This is a genomic window from Paenarthrobacter histidinolovorans (genome assembly GCF_014647595.1).
Taxonomy (GTDB): Bacteria; Actinomycetota; Actinomycetes; order Actinomycetales; family Micrococcaceae; genus Arthrobacter; species Arthrobacter histidinolovorans.
Genome location: NZ_BMPM01000002.1, coordinates 170,409 through 188,576, shown reverse-complemented (window position 1 = coordinate 188,576; position 18,168 = coordinate 170,409). Strand labels below are relative to the sequence as shown.

Annotated in this window: 18 protein-coding genes and 1 riboswitch; of the genes, 12 read left to right on the top strand and 6 right to left on the bottom strand. The window is 63.6% G+C overall.

The window, feature by feature from the left end; all coding sequences use genetic code 11:
• Positions 1 to 23 precede the first annotated feature (23 nt).
• A complete protein-coding gene (locus IEY62_RS05540; protein ID WP_189014775.1) occupies positions 24 to 815 on the top strand; it encodes a DeoR/GlpR family DNA-binding transcription regulator in 792 nt (263 codons plus the stop codon).
• Between the two features lie 9 nt (positions 816 to 824).
• Here the strand turns inward: IEY62_RS05540 and IEY62_RS05535 are convergent, their stop codons facing one another.
• Positions 825 to 1,481: a histidine phosphatase family protein gene (locus IEY62_RS05535; protein ID WP_229785093.1), complete on the bottom strand. Its 657-nt coding sequence runs from the start codon at positions 1,479 to 1,481 to the stop codon at positions 825 to 827.
• Between the two features lie 86 nt (positions 1,482 to 1,567).
• Between IEY62_RS05535 and IEY62_RS05530 the strand changes: the two genes are divergently transcribed.
• Positions 1,568 to 2,341, top strand: coding sequence for a CPBP family intramembrane glutamic endopeptidase (locus IEY62_RS05530; RefSeq protein ID WP_189014771.1), 774 nt, complete (start codon positions 1,568 to 1,570; stop codon positions 2,339 to 2,341).
• Between the two features lie 141 nt (positions 2,342 to 2,482).
• On the opposite strand, the gene IEY62_RS05525 is transcribed toward IEY62_RS05530, so the two are convergent.
• The gene (locus IEY62_RS05525; RefSeq protein WP_018777448.1) at positions 2,483 to 3,121 is read right to left on the bottom strand and encodes a VOC family protein; all 639 of its coding nucleotides are present in this window, start codon (positions 3,119 to 3,121) and stop codon (positions 2,483 to 2,485) included.
• Between the two features lie 191 nt (positions 3,122 to 3,312).
• Here IEY62_RS05525 and IEY62_RS05520 point away from each other — a divergent pair, with 191 nt between their 5' ends.
• A complete protein-coding gene (locus IEY62_RS05520) occupies positions 3,313 to 4,653 on the top strand; it encodes a bifunctional o-acetylhomoserine/o-acetylserine sulfhydrylase (RefSeq protein ID WP_189014769.1) in 1,341 nt (446 codons plus the stop codon).
• 186 nt (positions 4,654 to 4,839) lie between these two features.
• Positions 4,840 to 4,956: riboswitch (SAM riboswitch) on the top strand.
• A gap of 14 nt (positions 4,957 to 4,970) precedes the next feature.
• Positions 4,971 to 6,092, top strand: coding sequence for a homoserine O-acetyltransferase MetX (gene metX / locus IEY62_RS05515; protein WP_189014767.1), 1,122 nt, complete (start codon positions 4,971 to 4,973; stop codon positions 6,090 to 6,092).
• Positions 6,093 to 6,139: 47 nt separating this feature from the next.
• On the opposite strand, the gene IEY62_RS05510 is transcribed toward metX, so the two are convergent.
• The 3 genes from IEY62_RS05510 to IEY62_RS05500 are packed head-to-tail and all read right to left on the bottom strand — an operon-like array spanning position 6,140 to position 8,667.
• The gene (locus IEY62_RS05510; protein ID WP_189014765.1) at positions 6,140 to 6,598 is read right to left on the bottom strand and encodes a hypothetical protein; all 459 of its coding nucleotides are present in this window, start codon (positions 6,596 to 6,598) and stop codon (positions 6,140 to 6,142) included.
• Positions 6,599 to 6,642: 44 nt separating this feature from the next.
• On the bottom strand, positions 6,643 to 7,797 hold the full coding sequence (locus IEY62_RS05505; protein ID WP_189014763.1) for a winged helix DNA-binding domain-containing protein: 1,155 nt from the start codon (positions 7,795 to 7,797) through the stop codon (positions 6,643 to 6,645).
• A 27-nt stretch (positions 7,798 to 7,824) separates the two neighbouring features.
• The gene (locus IEY62_RS05500; protein WP_189014761.1) at positions 7,825 to 8,667 is read right to left on the bottom strand and encodes an SGNH/GDSL hydrolase family protein; all 843 of its coding nucleotides are present in this window, start codon (positions 8,665 to 8,667) and stop codon (positions 7,825 to 7,827) included.
• Between the two features lie 70 nt (positions 8,668 to 8,737).
• Here IEY62_RS05500 and IEY62_RS05495 point away from each other — a divergent pair, with 70 nt between their 5' ends.
• Complete coding sequence (locus IEY62_RS05495; protein WP_189014759.1) at positions 8,738 to 9,388, top strand: alpha/beta hydrolase; 651 nt, start codon at positions 8,738 to 8,740, stop codon at positions 9,386 to 9,388.
• Between the two features lie 10 nt (positions 9,389 to 9,398).
• Here IEY62_RS05495 and IEY62_RS05490 read toward each other — a convergent pair whose 3' ends face one another.
• Entirely contained in the window at positions 9,399 to 9,626 is a 228-nt protein-coding gene (locus tag IEY62_RS05490) for an RNA-binding S4 domain-containing protein (RefSeq protein ID WP_018777454.1), read from the bottom strand.
• A gap of 32 nt (positions 9,627 to 9,658) precedes the next feature.
• Between IEY62_RS05490 and IEY62_RS05485 the strand changes: the two genes are divergently transcribed.
• The 7 genes from IEY62_RS05485 (at position 9,659) to IEY62_RS05455 (ending at position 18,157) form a co-directional block, all read left to right on the top strand.
• The gene (locus tag IEY62_RS05485; protein ID WP_189014757.1) at positions 9,659 to 10,672 is read left to right on the top strand and encodes a DMT family transporter; all 1,014 of its coding nucleotides are present in this window, start codon (positions 9,659 to 9,661) and stop codon (positions 10,670 to 10,672) included.
• Between the two features lie 111 nt (positions 10,673 to 10,783).
• The gene (locus IEY62_RS05480) at positions 10,784 to 12,169 is read left to right on the top strand and encodes a glycine--tRNA ligase (protein WP_172324116.1); all 1,386 of its coding nucleotides are present in this window, start codon (positions 10,784 to 10,786) and stop codon (positions 12,167 to 12,169) included.
• A 2-nt stretch (positions 12,170 to 12,171) separates the two neighbouring features.
• Positions 12,172 to 13,134, top strand: a complete 963-nt coding sequence (locus tag IEY62_RS05475; protein ID WP_189014755.1) for a GNAT family N-acetyltransferase — start codon at positions 12,172 to 12,174, stop codon at positions 13,132 to 13,134.
• Between the two features lie 275 nt (positions 13,135 to 13,409).
• Complete coding sequence (locus IEY62_RS05470) at positions 13,410 to 14,783, top strand: FAD-binding oxidoreductase (RefSeq protein ID WP_189014753.1); 1,374 nt, start codon at positions 13,410 to 13,412, stop codon at positions 14,781 to 14,783.
• 88 nt (positions 14,784 to 14,871) lie between these two features.
• Positions 14,872 to 16,353 carry a YibE/F family protein gene (locus IEY62_RS05465; RefSeq protein WP_189014751.1) on the top strand — a complete coding sequence of 494 codons (1,482 nt, stop codon included), beginning with the start codon at positions 14,872 to 14,874 and terminating at the stop codon, positions 16,351 to 16,353.
• Between the two features lie 92 nt (positions 16,354 to 16,445).
• Entirely contained in the window at positions 16,446 to 17,384 is a 939-nt protein-coding gene (locus IEY62_RS05460) for an ABC transporter ATP-binding protein (RefSeq protein WP_189014749.1), read from the top strand.
• Positions 17,381 to 18,157, top strand: coding sequence for an ABC transporter permease (locus tag IEY62_RS05455; RefSeq protein ID WP_229785091.1), 777 nt, complete (start codon positions 17,381 to 17,383; stop codon positions 18,155 to 18,157). The genes IEY62_RS05460 and IEY62_RS05455 overlap by 4 nt, the downstream gene beginning before the upstream one ends.
• Positions 18,158 to 18,168 lie beyond the last annotated feature (11 nt).

The following is an 18,168-nucleotide window of genomic DNA, read 5'->3' as shown; positions in this document are numbered from 1 at the left end:
CCGGAAACCGCGAAAGGCTTGTCATGACCCGCACCGATCGGCTGACCGCCATCCTCGATCTCCTGGCCGAATCCGGCCACGTGGAGGTCGAGGACATCGTGACGCGTCTAGGCGTGTCACCTGCCACGGCCCGCAGGGATCTGGACAGCCTCGCCAAGCAGCGGCTGCTGAGCCGCACCAGGGGCGGCGCCACGACCGGATCGGTGGCCTACGACCTTCCCGGACGGTACAACCGTGACGACCACGCCGAAGCCAAGCAGGAGATAGCGTTGGCGGCGTCGGCGCTGATCCGTCCCGGGGCGGTCATCGGGCTGAGCGGCGGAACCACCAACACGGCCCTGGCGCAGCTCCTTTCCACACGGGAAGACCTCAACGCGCCGTCCAACAGGCCTACGCTTACCGTGGTGACCAACGCCATCAACATCGCCTCCCAACTGGCGGTGCGCCCCAACATCAAGATCATGGTCACCGGCGGCATCCTGAACCCGCGGTCCTACGAGCTGGTGGGACCGTACACCGACGTGATCATGCAAAAGGTCGCCCTGGACATCGCCTTCATTGGCGTCAACGGCGTTGACCCGGACCTCGGGCCCACCATCACCGATGAAGGCGAAGCCATGGTGAATACCGTTATGGCACGGCGGGCCACGGAGTCCTATGTGGTGGCCGATTCCTCGAAGGTGCGCAGGCGGTCCTTTGCGGCCATGGCCGGCTACGACTTCCGGCATCTCATCACCGATTCCGGGATCAGCCCGGCCGACAAAGCAGCGTTCGAAGCCAACGGCACGGAGGTTATCGTCGCACCCGCAGGTTGATACGGACCTTCAGAACCGCATTCTTGGGGCGTGGAGCACCGAATCGTCCACATCCCTTGGTACCCACTGGCTGAACGGCAGATCCAGACTGTACTGCTCGTCGTCGTTCTTCACCAGCGTGCGTAGCTCAGCGTTACCCGGATTGTTGAGCGACTCAAAGTACTCCACGGTCCAGTGGAACCAGCGCATGCAGAACAGCCGCATTGTCAGCCCATGCGTCACCAGCAAGGTGTTTGGCGCGTACGTGGGCTTTTGCCAGTGCCGGTAGAGCGTCTCCATGAACGAGGACACCCGGTCGTAGACATCCGAGCCTGACTCGCCTTCGCGGAAGCGGTAGAAGAAGTGGCCGTAGAGGTTCCTGAGTTCCTTCTGGTCCTCAATGTCACCGGCGATCTGGAAATTCGCCCAGTCCTGCTCACGGAGCCGCGGCTCTTCGATGACGCGCTCAACCAGGGGCCCCAGGTTGAGGGCTTCCAGCGTCTGGTAGGCGCGCAAGTAGGGGGAAACATATACGCAGACCTGCTGCCCGTCGAGCTTGCGCCTCAGGTCCTCGCCAGCCAGCCGCGCTTGTTCCACGCCCTGATCGGTCAGTGGGATCCGGTAATCCGGAACACGGTTGTAGATGGACGTGTCGGCGTTCGCGGCGGACTGTCCGTGCCGGATCATGAATATTCTCTCTGGAGCACCCATCCCACCAAGCATAGGGTGGCGGTTCCCGGCAAAGAGGCAGGAACTGCGGGCAAGATAGGTACATGTTCCTTGCTTCCCGTCGCCGGCTGCGCGCCGAAGTGCTCATTGTCCTGGGCCTGTCCCTGGGCCAGTCAGCCGTCTACTCCGTGGTGCAACTGCTGGACAAGATGACGCGGGCGCCACTGGCCGATGCAACATCCACCCTGAACAGGTCCCAGAGCACCCGCGAGTATTTCGATCTCACCTACCAACTCCTGGATATCGTGTTCGCCTTGGTGCCCGTGGCCCTGGTGTTCTACTTCCTGTCCACGCATGTCCAGGCCACCAGGGACGGTGAAGGAGGTTCGGCGTTCGCCCGGCTCGGCTTCAACCTGGCCCGCCCCGGCAAGGACCTGCTCCAAGGCCTGGGCTTGGCTGCGCTCATCGGCATACCGTCCTTGGGCCTCTATGCGGCAGGCCGGGCGCTCGGAATCACCACGTCCATTGTGCCCAGCGGCCTGGATGCCTACTGGTGGACGGTTCCCGTGCTGATCCTCTCGGCCATACGCCATGCGATCGTGGAAGAGGTGATCGTGGTGGGATACCTCCTGGACCGCTTCGGCAAGTTCGGCTGGAGCGTGCCGGTGGGCATCGTCGCCAGTGCCGTTCTTCGTGGGAGTTACCACCTCTACCAGGGCTTTGGCCCGTTCATTGGCAATGTGGTGATGGGCCTGGTCTTTGGGTGGATCTACACCAGGACCAAGAGGGTGATGCCGTTGGTGATTGCTCACGCCCTGCTGGACATTGTGGCGTTCGTTGGATTCAGCCTGTTCGGCAAAGCGGTGGGCCTGGGCTGATCAGCCGTTGCAGCCGTGCAGCCGTTAAATGTATCCGGCCGCCATCGGTGGGTGACGTCATTGGCACCCGCTGATGGCGGCCGAAGTATTTCTCTGGACAGAGGTGTCCAGGGCCGGGACCAGCCCGGATCAGAGGAACGGTCAGATGGTGACGGCTCCGGAGGCGGTTTCGAAAGTGACAGCCATGATGCCCGGCGTGCCGCGCGGTGCTATCCACTGGACCGCGACGTCCTCAAGGGGCTTCTCCACAGGCTCGCCCAGCCATTCGGTCACGCGTTCCGCCGAACCTGCGATCGTGAGGCTGGACATCTTGACGTCGCTCTCGTAGACCTTGGATGGGTGCAGTGAGGGGTCGCCCTCCCACTTGAGCAGGTAGGGCACCTGGGGGTCAGCGATCAGGCCGAGGATGCCAATCTGCTGCCATACCAGTTCGCGGCCGTCCGGGAACTTGCGGTTGCCCGGGACTGCTGCGCGGCCGAGGCGTTCCTCAAACGGGGCGAGGTCGTCAACTGCGACGCACCAGCCCATCCAGCCGCCGCCGGCGGCTGAACGTGCACGGACCGCTTGGCCAAAGGGTGCTTTGTCGGAAGCGGGGTGGTCCAGAACCTCCACGACTTCCAGATACTTGTTGTCCGCAAGGGGAATGATCATGTTCCGGGTGCCGAAGCGCGGGTGCACTCCGCCCCGGACTGCGTCCACTCCCAGAGCCGCGGAAATTCGTTCGGTAGTGGCCAAGAGGCCATCTCGTTCACAGGCGTAAGAGACGTGATCCATGCGCATGGCTTCATCTTGGCACTTTGTGATCGGTGTCTCAGCTAAGCCCACCCTAACTAAGGTGGGATCTTCCAGCGGGCTTCATGGAAGGTCGCAAAAGACCCCAAATATTCTGCTGGCGTCACAAAGCTGTCCAAGGACCCGGACACTTCCTAGACTGGCCGCAGCTTCCTTCCCACAGCTATTCCACCGACCACATGCGCCACGAACAGGAGAACTCCATGTCCCAAGGATGGTCTTTCGAAACCCGCCAGATCCATGCAGGCCAAGAGCCGGATGCCGCCACGGGAGCGCGTTCCCTGCCGATCTACCAGACGACGTCGTTCGTTTTCCCGAGCGCTGAAAGCGCCGCCAACCGCTTTGCCCTGGCCGAACTGGCCCCGATCTACACCCGGATCGGCAACCCCACCCAGGATGCCGTGGAGCAGCGGGTCGCCAGCCTTGAAGGCGGCCTGGGCGCGCTGCTGCTCAGCTCCGGCCAGGCAGCGGAGACGTTTGCCATCCTGAACATCGCCGAGGCCGGTGACCACGTCGTCGCCAGCCCCAGCCTCTACGGTGGCACCTACAACCTGTTGGCCCATACGCTGAAGAAGTTCGGCATCTCCGTGACCTTCGTCGAGGACCCGGACAACCTTGAGCAGTGGCGTGACGCCGTCCAGCCGAACACCAAGCTGTTCTTCGGCGAAGTTGTCTCCAACCCACGCCAGGACGTGTTGGATATTGAAGGCGTTGCCCGCGTTGCGCACGAGGCAGGCGTGCCGCTGATCGTCGACAACACGCTCTCCACCCCTTACCTGATCCGGCCCATCGAATGGGGTGCGGACATTGTGGTCCACTCCGCCACCAAGTACCTCGGCGGACACGGTTCGGCGATCGCCGGCGTGATCGTGGACTCGGGCAACTTCGACTTCGGCAAGGACCCGGAGCGGTTCCCCGGCTTCAACACCCCGGATCCCAGCTACAACGGCTTGGTTTACGCACGAGATCTGGGCAAGGATGGCGCCCTCGGAGCCAACCTTTCCTACATCCTGAAGGCCCGTGTCCAGCTCCTTCGCGACCTCGGCTCGGCAGTGTCGCCGTTCAACGCCTTCCTCATCGCCCAGGGCCTGGAGACCTTGAGCCTTCGGGTGGAACGCCACGTTGCCAACGCCACCAAGGTGGCGCAATGGCTGGAAGCCCACGACGACGTCGAATCGGTCGCCTACGCCGGCCTGCCGTCCAGCCCCTGGTACGAGCGGGGCCGGAAATATGGTCCGCAGGGCACGGGTGCCATCGTGGCCTTCAATATCAAAGGTGGCGTAGAAGCGGGCAAGCGCTTTGTGGACGGTCTGGAGCTGCACTCCCACGTTGCCAACATCGGCGACGTCCGCTCCCTGGTCATCCACCCGGCGTCGACCACGCACAGCCAGCTGACTGCGGAGCAGCAGCTCGTGGCCGGCGTCAACCCGGGTCTGGTCCGCTTGTCCGTGGGCATTGAGCACATTGACGACATCATCGCCGACCTCGAAGCCGGCTTCCGTGCCGCCAAGGGCGCCTGAAAGGCAGCTCACGCCTGCAGGTGATCCACCTCGCTGACTGAGGCACCCGGGTGCCGTCCGGATCGACGATTATTCGCCGGACGGTACCCGGGAGTGCTCTTTTATGAATGAAGCTGCCCTTGAACGTCACACTGGTGTCACATTCTTCGCCAGAACGGTGGTGTCTTTCCTAGACTCTACGTATTAGGTCATGAGTGCCAGCAGATAGCCCCGGCTTGCTGGCCGGCAACCCTCCTCCGCGGTGGGGTGCCCCGGGTGAAGACCTGGCCTGTTCGCACCCAAGGCGACGGGCAAGCGCGAGGTTAGGTGTCAAAGGAATGACCATCACTGCTACAGCCCTTCCCAAATCCGGAGAAGAAGACGGAACCGTTAAGTACGCGGGCATAGGGCCGCTGGCGCTCGAAGCCGGCGGTTATCTCCCCAACGTCGTGCTGGCCTACGAAACCTGGGGACGACTAAACGCCGATGCTTCCAACGCCGTGCTCATCCAGCATGCGCTGACGGGCAGCACCCACGTAGCCCGCGGAGCCACGGACGAGGAAGGGTGGTGGGAGCAGCTCGTGGGCCCGGGCGCCACCATCGACACCAACAGGTTCTTCGTGGTCTCCATCAACATCGTGGGTGGCTGTTATGGCAGCACCGGCCCCTCCTCGGAGGCGCCGGACGGCAAGCCGTGGGGCTCACGGTTCCCCCTGGTCACTCTTCGCGACAGCACGGAGGCTGAAGCCCGCCTGGCGGATCTGTTGGGGATTGCAGCCTGGCACGCTGTCCTGGGCGGATCGATGGGTGGGGCCAGGGCCCTGGAGTGGGCTGTCACGTTCCCGGAGAGGGTCAACAGGTGCGCCGTTATTTCTGTCGGCGCCTACAGCACCGCCGAACAGATTGCTTTTGCGCAGGCCCAGACCCTGGCCATCCGGCAGGACCCGCATTTCAACAACGGTGACTATTACGACGGTCCGGCGCCGGAACACGGACTTGCCCTGGCCCGCCGGATTGCGCACATCACCTACCGTTCCGCGCTGGAACTGGATCTCCGCTTCGGCCGGGAAGCCCAGCAGCAGGAGACGCCGCTCGCCGCGGCAGTCCTGGGGGAGCGAGGACGCTACCAGGTGGAAAGCTACCTGGACCACCAGGGGACAAAACTTGTGCGGCGCTTCGATGCGAACAGCTACATCGCCATCACCGAAGCATTGATGTCCCACGACGTCACGCGGGGGCGGGGCACTCTGCAGGAAGCTCTTTCGCGTGCCACCGCTGACTTCTTTGTGGCCGCAGTGGACACGGACCGTCTGTACTTCCCGGCCCAGTCACATGAACTGGCGGCGGCGCTTCCGGGTGATGTCCAGGTCCACACCATCGAGGCACCGATCGGCCACGACGGCTTCCTCACCGAAATCGGACAGTTGTCGCGGCAGCTTCGCGGGGCGTTTTTCGCCTGAGCTCCAGGCTCTGCGTTAGTCAGGGCACCTAGCGTCCGTCAGGGCACCTAGCCGTTCATGATCTCCGCGCGCTGCTTCATGTAATCCTCCATGGCGATCTGGCCATTGGTGAACTTCGCATCCAGTTCGGCCAGCTTTCGGGCGCGGTAGCCCTGGGGCCCGGAGCCGGCAGCGGGAAACGGTGCGGGGGTCGGCGGTCCGGCCTGGTAGGAACCGCTGGGGTAAGAGGCGTTCGACGGCGGCGCGACCTGCGGTGCCTCGTCTGCGGGGCGGATGACTGCAGGCCCCGGCGGGTAGCCCGGGTAGTTCTGCTGTGGGTGGTTCTGCTGTGGGTAGTCCTGCGGCGGGTAGCCCGGGTAGTTCTGCGGTGGCAAGCCTTGTGGGGGATAGTCCTGACCACGGAAGTTCCCATTCTGCAGCCGGCGTGCCCTGGACCTGTTGTACATGCGGATTCCCATGGGAATCAGCCACGAGCAGACGATGATCCAGAAGATCAGATTGTTCACAGTGCAGGCCTCCTAGGTCTTAACCCCAGCTTAGCCCCGTGTGCTCACACCAGTTTGGCCTCCATGCCCAGGAAGCGCCCGTAGCGTTCGGCTTCGGCTTCCAGCGCCCTCTGCTCTTCCGGGTTTGCCGGTTTGTTCATCCGGACCTCGAGTCCGCAGGTACCGCCGGCGAAGCTGTGCCGCCACCACCCGGCGAGCCTGCCGTCCACGAGGACCACATGCATGGGGCCGTTGTCCTCAGGCAAGTACGGTGCGGTACCGCCCAGGTAGCGGCGGGATTGCGAGTACCCCATCACGTACTCGTCGAAGCATTGGATGAGGTCCACGCGGGGGAGCGCGGAACCGGCCGCCGGACCGGCAGGAGCCTCCAGGGCTTCTGCGTCAGGCGAGGCGACGTAAAAGTCCAGGTCATCGAAGGAGACCCGGGCCAACGTTCCCGGCGATAATTCCGCGGCGACGTTGAGCCCCAATTTCACGTCTTTCATGGGCAACCCGGACCACGCCGAACAGTCCTTCACCGTGGCAGGTCCGCGACTACTGAAGTACCGCAGGACCAACTGCCCCAAGGCATGATCCCGCTCCGCTCCGGCAAGTGGCCCGGAAAACGGGGCAGTGACGCGTTCGTCGAACAACGCATACGTCTGCTTCAGGGCGCCCCCTGCGGACCGGACGGGAGAGCCGCTGACGAGGATGCCGCTGATTTCCGCATGCATGAGGTGGTAGATGAATCCCAAACCCTTGCTGGGGAAACCTGCCTGTCCCAGCACCTCAGCCAGCTCCTCGCGGGTCTTATGGGCGCCGTCCGCCACGGCTGCCGCAAGTATCCTGCCACTTCGCGCGCCAGTTTCCCCGTCCACCCCGGTCCGGCGGTACATGCCCTTGTTGCCCTGATGCAGCCGGTCAGCGGACAGCCCCATCAGCCAGCCAAGATCATCCCTGTGCACAAAATGCCAGGTGGGGCGGAGGATGTGCGTCCGCAGGATGGTTCCGTCAGCTACGGCCTGTTCCACGGCAGCGGCAGTACCCGAGGACGTGCGTTGGGCCACGGTCCACCGCGCGTAGGGAAATTCCTGCGACTGGACGGCCAGGAGGTTGCGTACGACCTCACCGGGACCTGCACCCAGGGGAGGCCGTAACTGCTGGCGTCGCAGACGTAACTGCCGGACCCCCGCTGTGCGGGGAGAGTCATCACTGGCCATACTGCTTCACCGGCCCTTCGTTTCCGTTCAGCTGCGCGGAAACACGGTGCCGGTGGCACCGAAGACCGGTCCCGGCGTCGGACGCTTTGGCGTGATGCCGTCACCGGACGATTGGTGGCGGAGCCTGCGTATAACCCACGGCACAAAGTATTCGCGTGCCCAGACCAGGTCCGAGGAACGGGCCTCCCGCCACGTCCGGGGAGGGAGGGCCTTGGGTAGCAGTGGCTCCAGGGTGTGCTGGACGTTCAATGCCTCCAGGACCATCATGGCGATGGTGTGGTGACCCAGGGGGGAGAAGTGCAGACGGTCGGCATCCCACATCTGGGTATCGGCAAGCTGCCGCAAGGACCACATGTCGGCAATGATCGCGTCGTGGCGGGCTGCGACGGTGCGGAGGTTCTCGTTGTAGATGGCAACTTTGCCCCGGATGCGGCCCAGGACCGAGGACGCCGTATCCGGACCGTTGAAGAGGATCACCGTGGCGCCACCTGAACCCAGCTCACCCACGGCGGCGTCGAGTTTCTCGGCCAGAAGGTCGGGATCGCCTCCGGGGCGGATGAGGTCGTTTCCACCGGCGGAAATGGAGACGAGGTCCGGTTGCAGTTCCAGGCAGGGTCCGACTTGCTCATCGACGATCTGTTGCAGCAGCCGGCCCCGGATGGCGAGGTTGGCGTAGGCGAAGTCCTCGTGTCCGCGTCCCAGTTCTTCGGCAACACGGTCCGCCCAGCCACGGTAACCGCCGGGATTTGCAGGTTCGGGATCGCCGATGCCCTCCGTGAACGAATCACCCAGCGCCACATAACGGCTCCAAGGATGCTTTTGGACGGGTTCGCCCGGTTTCACTAAATGATTGTTCTCACTCACGCTCATATCCTGCCCCCTGACGTCCAACCTACGCCACCGTAGGTTGTTACTTACGGGTAACTGCAAGAATGGAGGCATGACTGAAGCCCCCGCTTTCCCCGCACCTGTTGTCCTGTGGTCCCACGACGAAGCCGAACGCGCCGGCAAACCCCTCCTGGTGCTGCTGCACGGCTACGGATCCAACGAGGACGATCTCTTCAGCCTGGCCGGGCTCCTGCCCGAGGGGTTCGTGGTGGCTTCGCTCCGCGCACCGATGCCCATGGGCCCCGGCTACACATGGTTCCCGCTCACTGCGTCCATCGACTACTCCCTGGACGCTGTGAAACTTGCCGCCGAGTACGCCCTGGAATGGCTGGACGGCGTCAAAGCCAATCATTCTTCGGTGACCTTGCTGGGGTTCTCCATGGGCATGGCCATGGCGACCACCATGCTCCGCTACCGTCCCGCGGACTTCGCTGCCGTCGTCGGGCTTTCAGGCTTCGTGATCGACGCCGGTGGCGACGCCGCCTTCAAGGACGACGAGCTGGACGGATCGGTGCCGATGTTCTGGGGCCGTGACCAGCAGGATCCTGTGATCACCCCGGACAAGATCGAATACACCATGGGGTGGGTACGAAAGCACGTGGACCTCACCAAGGTCCTGTACACGGGCATGTGGCACGGAATCAACCAGCAGGAAATCGGGCACGTAGGGGAGTTCCTCACCCACAAGGTTCTCGCGCCCTAAGGAGCGTCGCTCAGGCGGTGGTGATCCGGACAGTCTGACCGTTGACGGTCACGGTGTCGCCGGCGTGAAGTTGACGGCCGCGCCGTTCATCGATCTCGCCGTTGACCTTCACCAGTCCGTTCTTAATGAGCTCCGTAGCCTCCACGCCGTCCTCCACCAAGCTGGCGAGCTTGAGCAGCTGGCCGAGGCGGATCATGTCGTCGCGGATGGGGATCTCTTCAATTTCGGGGTTGCTCATACAGCAATGATGCCTGAAGTAGTGTTGAGACGGTGCCGCAGCCTTCTCCCCGTTCAGCCCTTCCCCTGGTCGTTGGCCTCCCCATTGCAGTAGCCACAGGCCTGGTCATTCCCCTGCAGGCAAGGATCAACGGGGCCCTCGGCGCCAAACTCGACGACGGCATCGCCGCCGCTGTGGTGAGTTTCACCACAGGCCTGATGCTGATCAGTGCGATTTCCTTGGCGACGCCCAAAGGACGGACGGGTCTGCAGCGCATCATCCCCGCCGTGCGAAACCGCAGCTTTCCACGCTTCTACGTCATGGCCGGTGCGATCGGTGCATTGTTCGTCGTCGCGCAGTCCTTTACCGTGGCTGTTCTCGGCGTGGCACTGTTCACCGTGGCAGCCGTAACGGGACAGACACTGAGCGGCTTGCTGGTTGACCGCATGGGCATCGGGCCAGGTGGGCGCCGTGCCATCACCGGTGTGCGGGTGCTTGGCAGCGTCCTGACTGTTGCCGCCGTCGCCTGGGCTGTCTCGCCACGCTTTGGCGCAGACGCCAACATCGCCTCGCTGTTGCTGCCCGTCCTTCTTCCCTTGGCGGCAGGCTTCCTCATGAGCTTCCAGCAGGCCATGAACGGCACTGCCACCGTTCATTACGGCACGCCGGTCGCCGCCACCCTGGTCAACTTCGTGGCAGGGTCGGCGGTTCTCTGGACGGCGTGGCTCATCAAGCTCACCGTTGCGGGTCCGGGCCAACCGCTTCCGGCCGAGTGGTGGTATTACCTCGGCGGACCCATGGGTTGCGTTTTTATTGGACTGGCGGCCCTGCTGGTCCGCAGTCTCGGCGTGCTGATTACCGGACTGGGCATGATTGCCGGGCAGCTGGTCGGGTCGCTGGTGCTCGACGTCGTGATCCCCAGTCCCGGCGCGGTGGTTGCCTTGCCCACGGTGCTGGGTACGGTCCTTACCCTTGCCGCGATCATCATAGCCACCTTGCCCTGGCCCAAGGGAGCCTTGGCGCCCAAGGGAGCTTTGGCACGGGGAAGTGCTGCGAAAGGCCGGTAGGGTAGGAGTCAGTAAATTTCCCCCACAACCCCGCCGGACAACCTCGTCCGGACCCGGGGCCAACCACCGCGGACCGCACCCAGCGGCCCTGTAAAACAAATGGAGTCACCCATGGCAGCAAAATCCGTCCTTGACCAGGTCATTTCCCTCTCCAAGCGGAGGGGCTTTGTCTTCCAGGCCGGTGAAATCTATGGTGGCTCGCGTTCTGCATGGGATTACGGTCCCCTTGGTGCCGAACTGAAGGAAAACATCAAGCGCCAGTGGTGGCAGAGCATGGTCCGCGGCCGTGAAGACGTTGTAGGCCTTGATTCCTCCGTCATCCTTCCCCGCCAGGTATGGGAAGCATCCGGTCACGTCGAGGTCTTCTCGGATCCCTTGGTTGAGTGCCTTTCCTGCCACAAGCGCTACCGTGCCGACCACCTCGAGGAAGAGTACGAAGAAAAGAAGGGCCGCCCGGCAGAAAACGGCCTTGCGGACATTGTGTGCGCAAACTGCGGCACCCGCGGCCAGTGGACCGAACCCCAGGAATTCTCCGGCCTGCTCAAGACTTTCCTCGGCCCGGTGGCCAGCGAGGAAGGCATGCACTACCTGCGTCCGGAAACCGCCCAGGGCATTTTCGTGAACTTCAACAACGTACTCACCACGTCCCGGAAGAAGCCGCCGTTCGGCATCGGCCAGATCGGCAAGTCCTTCCGCAACGAAATCACACCGGGCAACTTCATTTTCCGCACCCGCGAGTTCGAGCAGATGGAAATGGAATTCTTCGTCGAGCCCGGCACGGACGAAGAATGGCACCAGTACTGGATGAAGGAACGCATGTCCTGGTACACGGACTTGGGCATCCGCGAAGATAACCTGCGCTTCTTCGAGCACCCGCTGGAGAAGCTCAGCCACTATTCCAAGGGCACCACCGACATCGAGTACCGCTTCGGCTTCCAGGGCTCCGAGTGGGGCGAGCTGGAAGGCATCGCCAACCGCACCGACTTCGACCTCTCCACGCACGCCAAGGCTTCCGGTACGGACCTGAGCTACTTCAACCAGGCCACCAACGAGCGGTACACCCCGTACGTGATCGAGCCCGCCGCCGGCCTGACCCGCTCCTTCATGGCGTTCCTGATCGACGCGTACACCGAAGATGAGGCACCCAACGCCAAGGGCGGCGTCGACGTCCGTACGGTACTGAAGCTGGATCCGCGACTGGCGCCGGTCAAGGCTGCCGTCCTGCCGCTGAGCCGCAACGAGGACCTTTCCCCGAAGGCCAAGGCGCTGGGCGCCCAGCTGCGCAAGAACTGGAATATCGACTTCGACGACGCCGGAGCCATCGGCCGCCGCTACCGTCGACAGGACGAAATCGGTACGCCGTTCTGCATCACCGTGGACTTCGACACCCTCGAGGACCAGGCGGTGACCATCCGTGAGCGCGACACCATGAGCCAGGAGCGCGTCTCCCTGGACAAGGTCGAGGGCTACCTGGCCGCGCGCTTGATCGGCGCTTAGCCATGGCGTTGGAATACCGCGAATGGAAGGAAGGCGACGACCTCGCCCTTCTGGAAATCTGGGGCGGCCCTGAGACCCTCCCCGCAGAGCAGTTCCGTGCTGCCCTTGCCCCATCAAGCAACCAGCCATGGCGCCGGTGCATCGTTGCCGAAGACGTGGTGGACGGGGTTCGGATTCCCGTTGCCGCCGGCGTGGTCCATGAGGCTTCGCTGCACCCGGAACGGCTCTGGGCCTACATTGAGGTCGCCAAGGACCACCGCCGCAGCGGAGTGGGTGCCACCCTCCTGACGATGCTCCGCCGCGAGGCCGGGAACTCGCCGTCGGGCGTTTCCAAACTCCGCAGCAAAGTCGAACCGGACACCGCAGGTGCGGCATTCGCCGCGGCCGCGGGGCTGGCACCCATCCAGCGTTCCCAGCTGGTGGTGGTGGAACCTGAGCCTCTGACGCTGCCGCGTTTTGGGGACGGTTCCGAAGAAGCTGCCTCGGAGCGCGTGGAGGACCTGGCCACCGGCTCGGTTGAGCTCAGTGATGTGGTGGGTAAGTACTACTCCCACGTCCACCACTGGGACAGCCCGGGGGAGCTCAGCATTGCCACCGTTCAGCGGTTGTTCCTGCACGACCTCACCGGCGCCCACGGTGCCATTGTGCTGCGTGCGCCCAAAGCCAGTGCCTTCGGCGATGGTGTTCCGGCGAGCCGCAAGGGCAAGATCCAGGCGTTTGCCATCAGCTACGCCCAGGGTGGCACCGACGAACCGTCGGACGTCTTCCTTGGGCACGACCCCAATCTGTCAGCCGAGGACGCTGCGTTTGCCGTTCGGGACCTCCTGGCGCTCATTGCCTACCAGCACCCGGTGCTGCTGGAAGTTGATGAGTCCATGGTGGCTCTGAGGTCCGTGCTTGAGCCGCTGCTGGAGTCCGGTAAAGCGCACGTTCGCGGTGCGGACACGCTCATCGTGAGCGACTGACCACCGTTTGCACACGTCAGGATCCTGCCTTCCCCCGTTTCGGCGCGGAAGGCAGGATCCTGTGTTTAAGCCCCAAGGTTCAGGCCCTGGGACTGCACTGATCCGGCCCGCCACTGGAACCCGCCCGCCACTAATCCGGCCTGCCACTGGCAAAGATGCTTGACGCCGCCCCCGGGCAGGAGTAGGCCTATGGAGTAAACCCCCACGCCGCCACCGCTGGAGGGACACGGCGCGTGGAACAGATCGGTCTCCCGTCTGTAACGGTGGTAAATAAAATGAGCAAAATAGCCCTTGAGGGGCTGCGGGAACAGCTGCGTGGGCAACTTATCACTCCCGAAGATCCTGACTACGATGCCGCACGTGCCGTCTTCAACGCGATGGTGGACAAACGTCCTGCCGGCGTGATCCGTGTAGCGCAGGTTTCCGATGTCATAGCAGGGGTGAACTTCGCCCGCGATAATTCCCTACCGCTGGCGATCAGGGGAGGCGGGCACAGCGCTCCCGGATTCGGCACCTGGGACGACGCACTGGTCCTGGATTTCGTAAACCGCACGGGAGTCCGGGTGGACCCCGAAAATTCCACGGCCCGCGCCGAGGCCGGCACCACGTGGGCCGACTTCAACCACGCAACCCACGCGTTCGGGCTGGCGACCACCGGTGGGATCGTGGGGTCCACAGGCGTTGCGGGACTGACCTTGGGCGGGGGGATCGGCTACCTTGCCAGGAAGTACGGGTTGTCCTGTGACAACCTTGTCTCGGCGGACATTGTGACCGCGGACGGCAACTTCCTGACCGTGAGCGAAGAACGCAACGAAGACCTGTTCTGGGCCATCCGCGGGGGAGGCGGAAACTTTGGCGTGGTGACCTCACTGGAATTCCAGCTCCATCCCGTGGACATGGTCCATGCGGGGATCATCATTTACGGGGCAGAGAACATCCCGGCAGTAGCCCGGTTCTACCGCGATTACATAGGGTCCGCACCGGAAGAGTTCGGGGCCTTCCTGGGCTTCCACCAAGGACCTCCGGTACCTTTCCTTCCCGAGGAATGGCGCGGAAAGTCCGTGTGCGTCGTGGTTGGAATGTGGACCGGCGATCCGGCGGAAGGCGAGTCGCGCTGGCAGCCGTTCCTGGATGCTGCCCCAGTGGCGGGCTCCATGGTGGCGCCCATGCCTTATCCGGCCCTGAACGTTGCCTTCGACGGTCTCAACCAGAAAGGCATGCAGGGCTACTGGAAGGCCAATTTCCTGCGTGAGCTCAACGACGGTGCCATTGCCGCGCACGCCCGGTTCGGGGCAACCGTCACCAGCGTCAATACCGCCGTCCACGTCTATCCGATCGACGGAGCAGTGTCCCGGGTAGGGGCACAGGACACTGCATTTGTTCACCGCGACATGAAGTTCGCCCCGGTCATTGCCACGCAGTGGGCGGATCCCAAGGACAACGAGGCAAACATTGCCTGGGCCCGCGCCTACGCAGCCGAGCTCGCTCCGCATTCCGAGGCCGGCGGGTACATCAATTTCATGGACTCGGAGGACCAGTCCCGCGTGAGGTCCAATTACGGTCCCAATTGGGACCGGCTGGTGGCCATTAAATCCAAGTACGATCCCGGCAACCTCTTCCGCGTCAACCAGAACATCGCACCGGCCTGAGTCACGCACCGGCCTAAGTCACGCACCGGCCTGAGTCAGGAGTCCGCTGCCGTCCCACGTAGGCTTAACCCATGAGGTTTTGCAGCTGATGGGTCACAGTCACTCCCACGGGCATCCCGAGGGTTCGGAACCAACTCCGCAGGCGATAGCTTCCCGTAAGCGGGCCAACTGGCTGCTGGCAGCGGTCCTGGTGCCGTTGGGGGTGCTCACGCTCGTGGGGATGCTGCTCATGTGGCCGTCGGGCAGCCGGGAGGGAATCAATTTTTCCAGTCCCTACCAGGCTGCCCCGGGTGTTACATTCGACACCGGCAGGATCCAGAGCGTGGTGGTGGAAAGCTGCTCGCAGACCGGCCAATCCAACAGCAGCCAATCCAACAGCAGCCAATCGAACAGCAGCCAGCCCAATCAATCTGGCGGCTCCCAGTGCACGTTCGCTTTCACAGTGCCGGACAAAGGCGGCGAAGCGGTCAAAGTGGTCATCAACCCCGATGTGGCCATGTCCCACGGGGTGGATGTCGGCGATTCCATCCGTTACCTGAACCTTTCCGGCGTCCAGGGGAGCAATGCAGGCAGCGGCGCCCCGGCGTACGTCTTCGTTGATTTTGTCCGCAACATTCCCATAGCCGCCCTGGCTGTGTTGTACGCGGTGGTGGTGATCGCTGTGGCTCGTTGGCGCGGTTTCCGCGCACTGCTGGGCCTGGTGGGGGCCTACTTCGTCCTGGTCAGCTTCATCCTGCCCGGCCTGGTGGAGGGCAAGCCGCCGCTTCTGCTGGCGCTGGTGGGGTCCACGGTGATCATGATCGGGGTCCTCTACTTTGCCCATGGGTTCTCGGCGAGAACCTCCACAGCGTTGCTGGGCACAATCTTCGGGCTGGGAATCACCGCCCTGCTGGCCGCGTGGGCCACTGATGCGGCAAACCTGGCGGGCGTGGGAAACCACGATGCTTCAACCTTGGTGAATATGTCACCGCAGATATCGATCTCCGGGATCATTCTGTGCGGTCTGATTATTTCCGGCCTCGGTGTCCTCAACGACGTCACCATCACCCAGTCTTCGGCCGTGTGGGAACTTTATGAGCTGGCACCGAACACCAGCGCCCGCAAGCTGTTTTCCTCGGCAATGCGGATTGGCCGGGACCACATTGCTTCCACGGTCTACACCATCGCTTTCGCCTACGCGGGTGCGGCACTTCCCATTCTGATCATTGTGATGCTGTACGACCGCCCCTTGGCCGAGGCGCTGACCAGCGCAGAACTGTCGGAGGAAGTCATCCGGACCCTGGTGGGTTCCATCGGACTCGTCCTGGCCATCCCGGTCACCACCCTCATCGCCGTCCTGGTGGTCAAGGCCACCGGGATGAAACGCCTTGCCGCCGCGGGGCCCGCTGTCAGTCCCGACGACCTTGACGATACCGGCGCCCTGGCCGCTGCCGCCGTCGTGGTCGGTTCCGAACAGGACCAAAGGAACGACGCCGGAACGCGTCCGGGTGCCGGTGACAGGCCGGTGCGGCCCGGGAGTCGTCGGGCGCAGCGGGAGGCCGAAAGGCGTGGCAGCGACCAGCCCCGATGACATTTGTCATGCCGAACGAATGACACCCGCTATGGGTGCGTGGACGCTCCTGCGGCTTGAATGGGTAAACAAGACCTATTCCAGGGAGAGCCATGACAACACCGGGTGTGCCGGCGGTCCACGCCGCCGGACTTTATAAGAGCTTCGGAAAAGTGCAGGCGGTGCGCGGCCTGGACCTGACGGTTCAGCAGGGGGAGGTCGTGGCTTTCCTGGGACCCAACGGTGCAGGCAAGACCACCACCATCGACATGATCCTGGGCCTCAGTACCCCGGACGCCGGAGAGGTGTCCATTTTCGGCCACACTCCCAGGGGAGCCATTTCCCGTGGGCAGGTAGCGGCCGTCATGCAAACCGGAGGTTTGCTTCGCGACATCAGCGTCCGGGAAACCGTGCAGCTCACGGCCGCGATGTTTGATTCGGCCCGGCCCGTTGACGAAGTCCTGACCCGTGCAGGAATTCTGGACATCGCCGACCGCCGGGTTGAAAAGTGCTCCGGCGGCCAACAGCAGCGCCTGCGCTTTGCCATGGCTTTGGTCTCGGACCCTGGCCTGCTGATCCTGGATGAGCCAACCACCGGAATGGATGTTGCCGGACGCCGGGACTTCTGGTCCGCCATCCGCGATGACGCTTCCAGGGGACGAACGGTCATTTTCGCCACGCACTACCTGGAGGAAGCTGACGCCTACGCAGACAGGATAGTGCTGGTCCGCCAAGGGACAGTGGTCGCGGACGGCACCGCCGCCCAGATCAAAAACCTCGCCTCCGGAAGGACGGTCCGGGCTTCGCTTCCGGCCGGTGACCGCCCGCTGCTGGCAGGACTGCCCCCGGCAGACCACGTGGAGTTCGACGGCGGCCGCGTCACCGTCCGCACTGCGGACTCGGATTCCGTAGCCCGGTTCCTGCTCACCACCACGGGCGCCCACGATCTCGAAATCGTGGCCAACAACCTTGAGGAGGCCTTTGTGGCCCTCACCGCAGACGAAGCCGGGACGACCGCAGCCGCCGCCGCGATGGAAGGGGAACGGGCATGAGCCAGTCGACAGCAATGCAGGACCGCAAACCCTCCGCCGGTGGAGTCAACACGACGTTTCTCTGGATTGAAATCAAGCGGATGCTCCGAAACCGGCGGACCATTATGTTCACCGTGCTCATGCCCGCGATCTTCTTCTTCATTTTCGGCCTGTCCAACAAGAACCAGCAGCTGCCCAATGGCCACAGCTACGGGCAATACATCCTGATCAGCCTCACGGTGTACGCCGCCATGACGGCAGCCACGGGTGCGGGCAGCCAGGTGGCTGTTGAACGGGCCCAGGGCTGGAGCCGGCAGTTGCGCCTCACGCCCTTGCTGCCCGGTGCCTACATCGCAGTCAAAGCGGCCGCCGCCCTAACCCTCTCGCTGGTGGCAGTGATAGCCCAGTTCGTGATCGGCGCCATCGCCGGAGTGACCATGGACGCGCAGACCTGGCTCACCGCCGGGCTGGTGGCCTGGGTGGGTTCCTTGGTATTCGCTGCTTTGGGTCTCTTTGTGGGGTACCTGATGCCAAGCCAGAACGTCATGCAGATCCTTGGCCCTGCCCTGGCGATCCTTGCCATGCTGGGAGGCCTTTTCATGCCGATCGAGATCATGGGCGATACCTTTGGCACCATCGCCAAATTCACGCCGGCCTACGGCATCGGACAGTTGGCGCGCAGCCCCATCACCGGGGAGTTTGACGCGCTGTGGATTGTCAATGTGCTGGTATGGCTTGCCATTTTCGTCGGCGGCGCCGCCATGGCCTTCCGTCGCGACACCAGCCGCGTCTGAGCTGCCTGCGC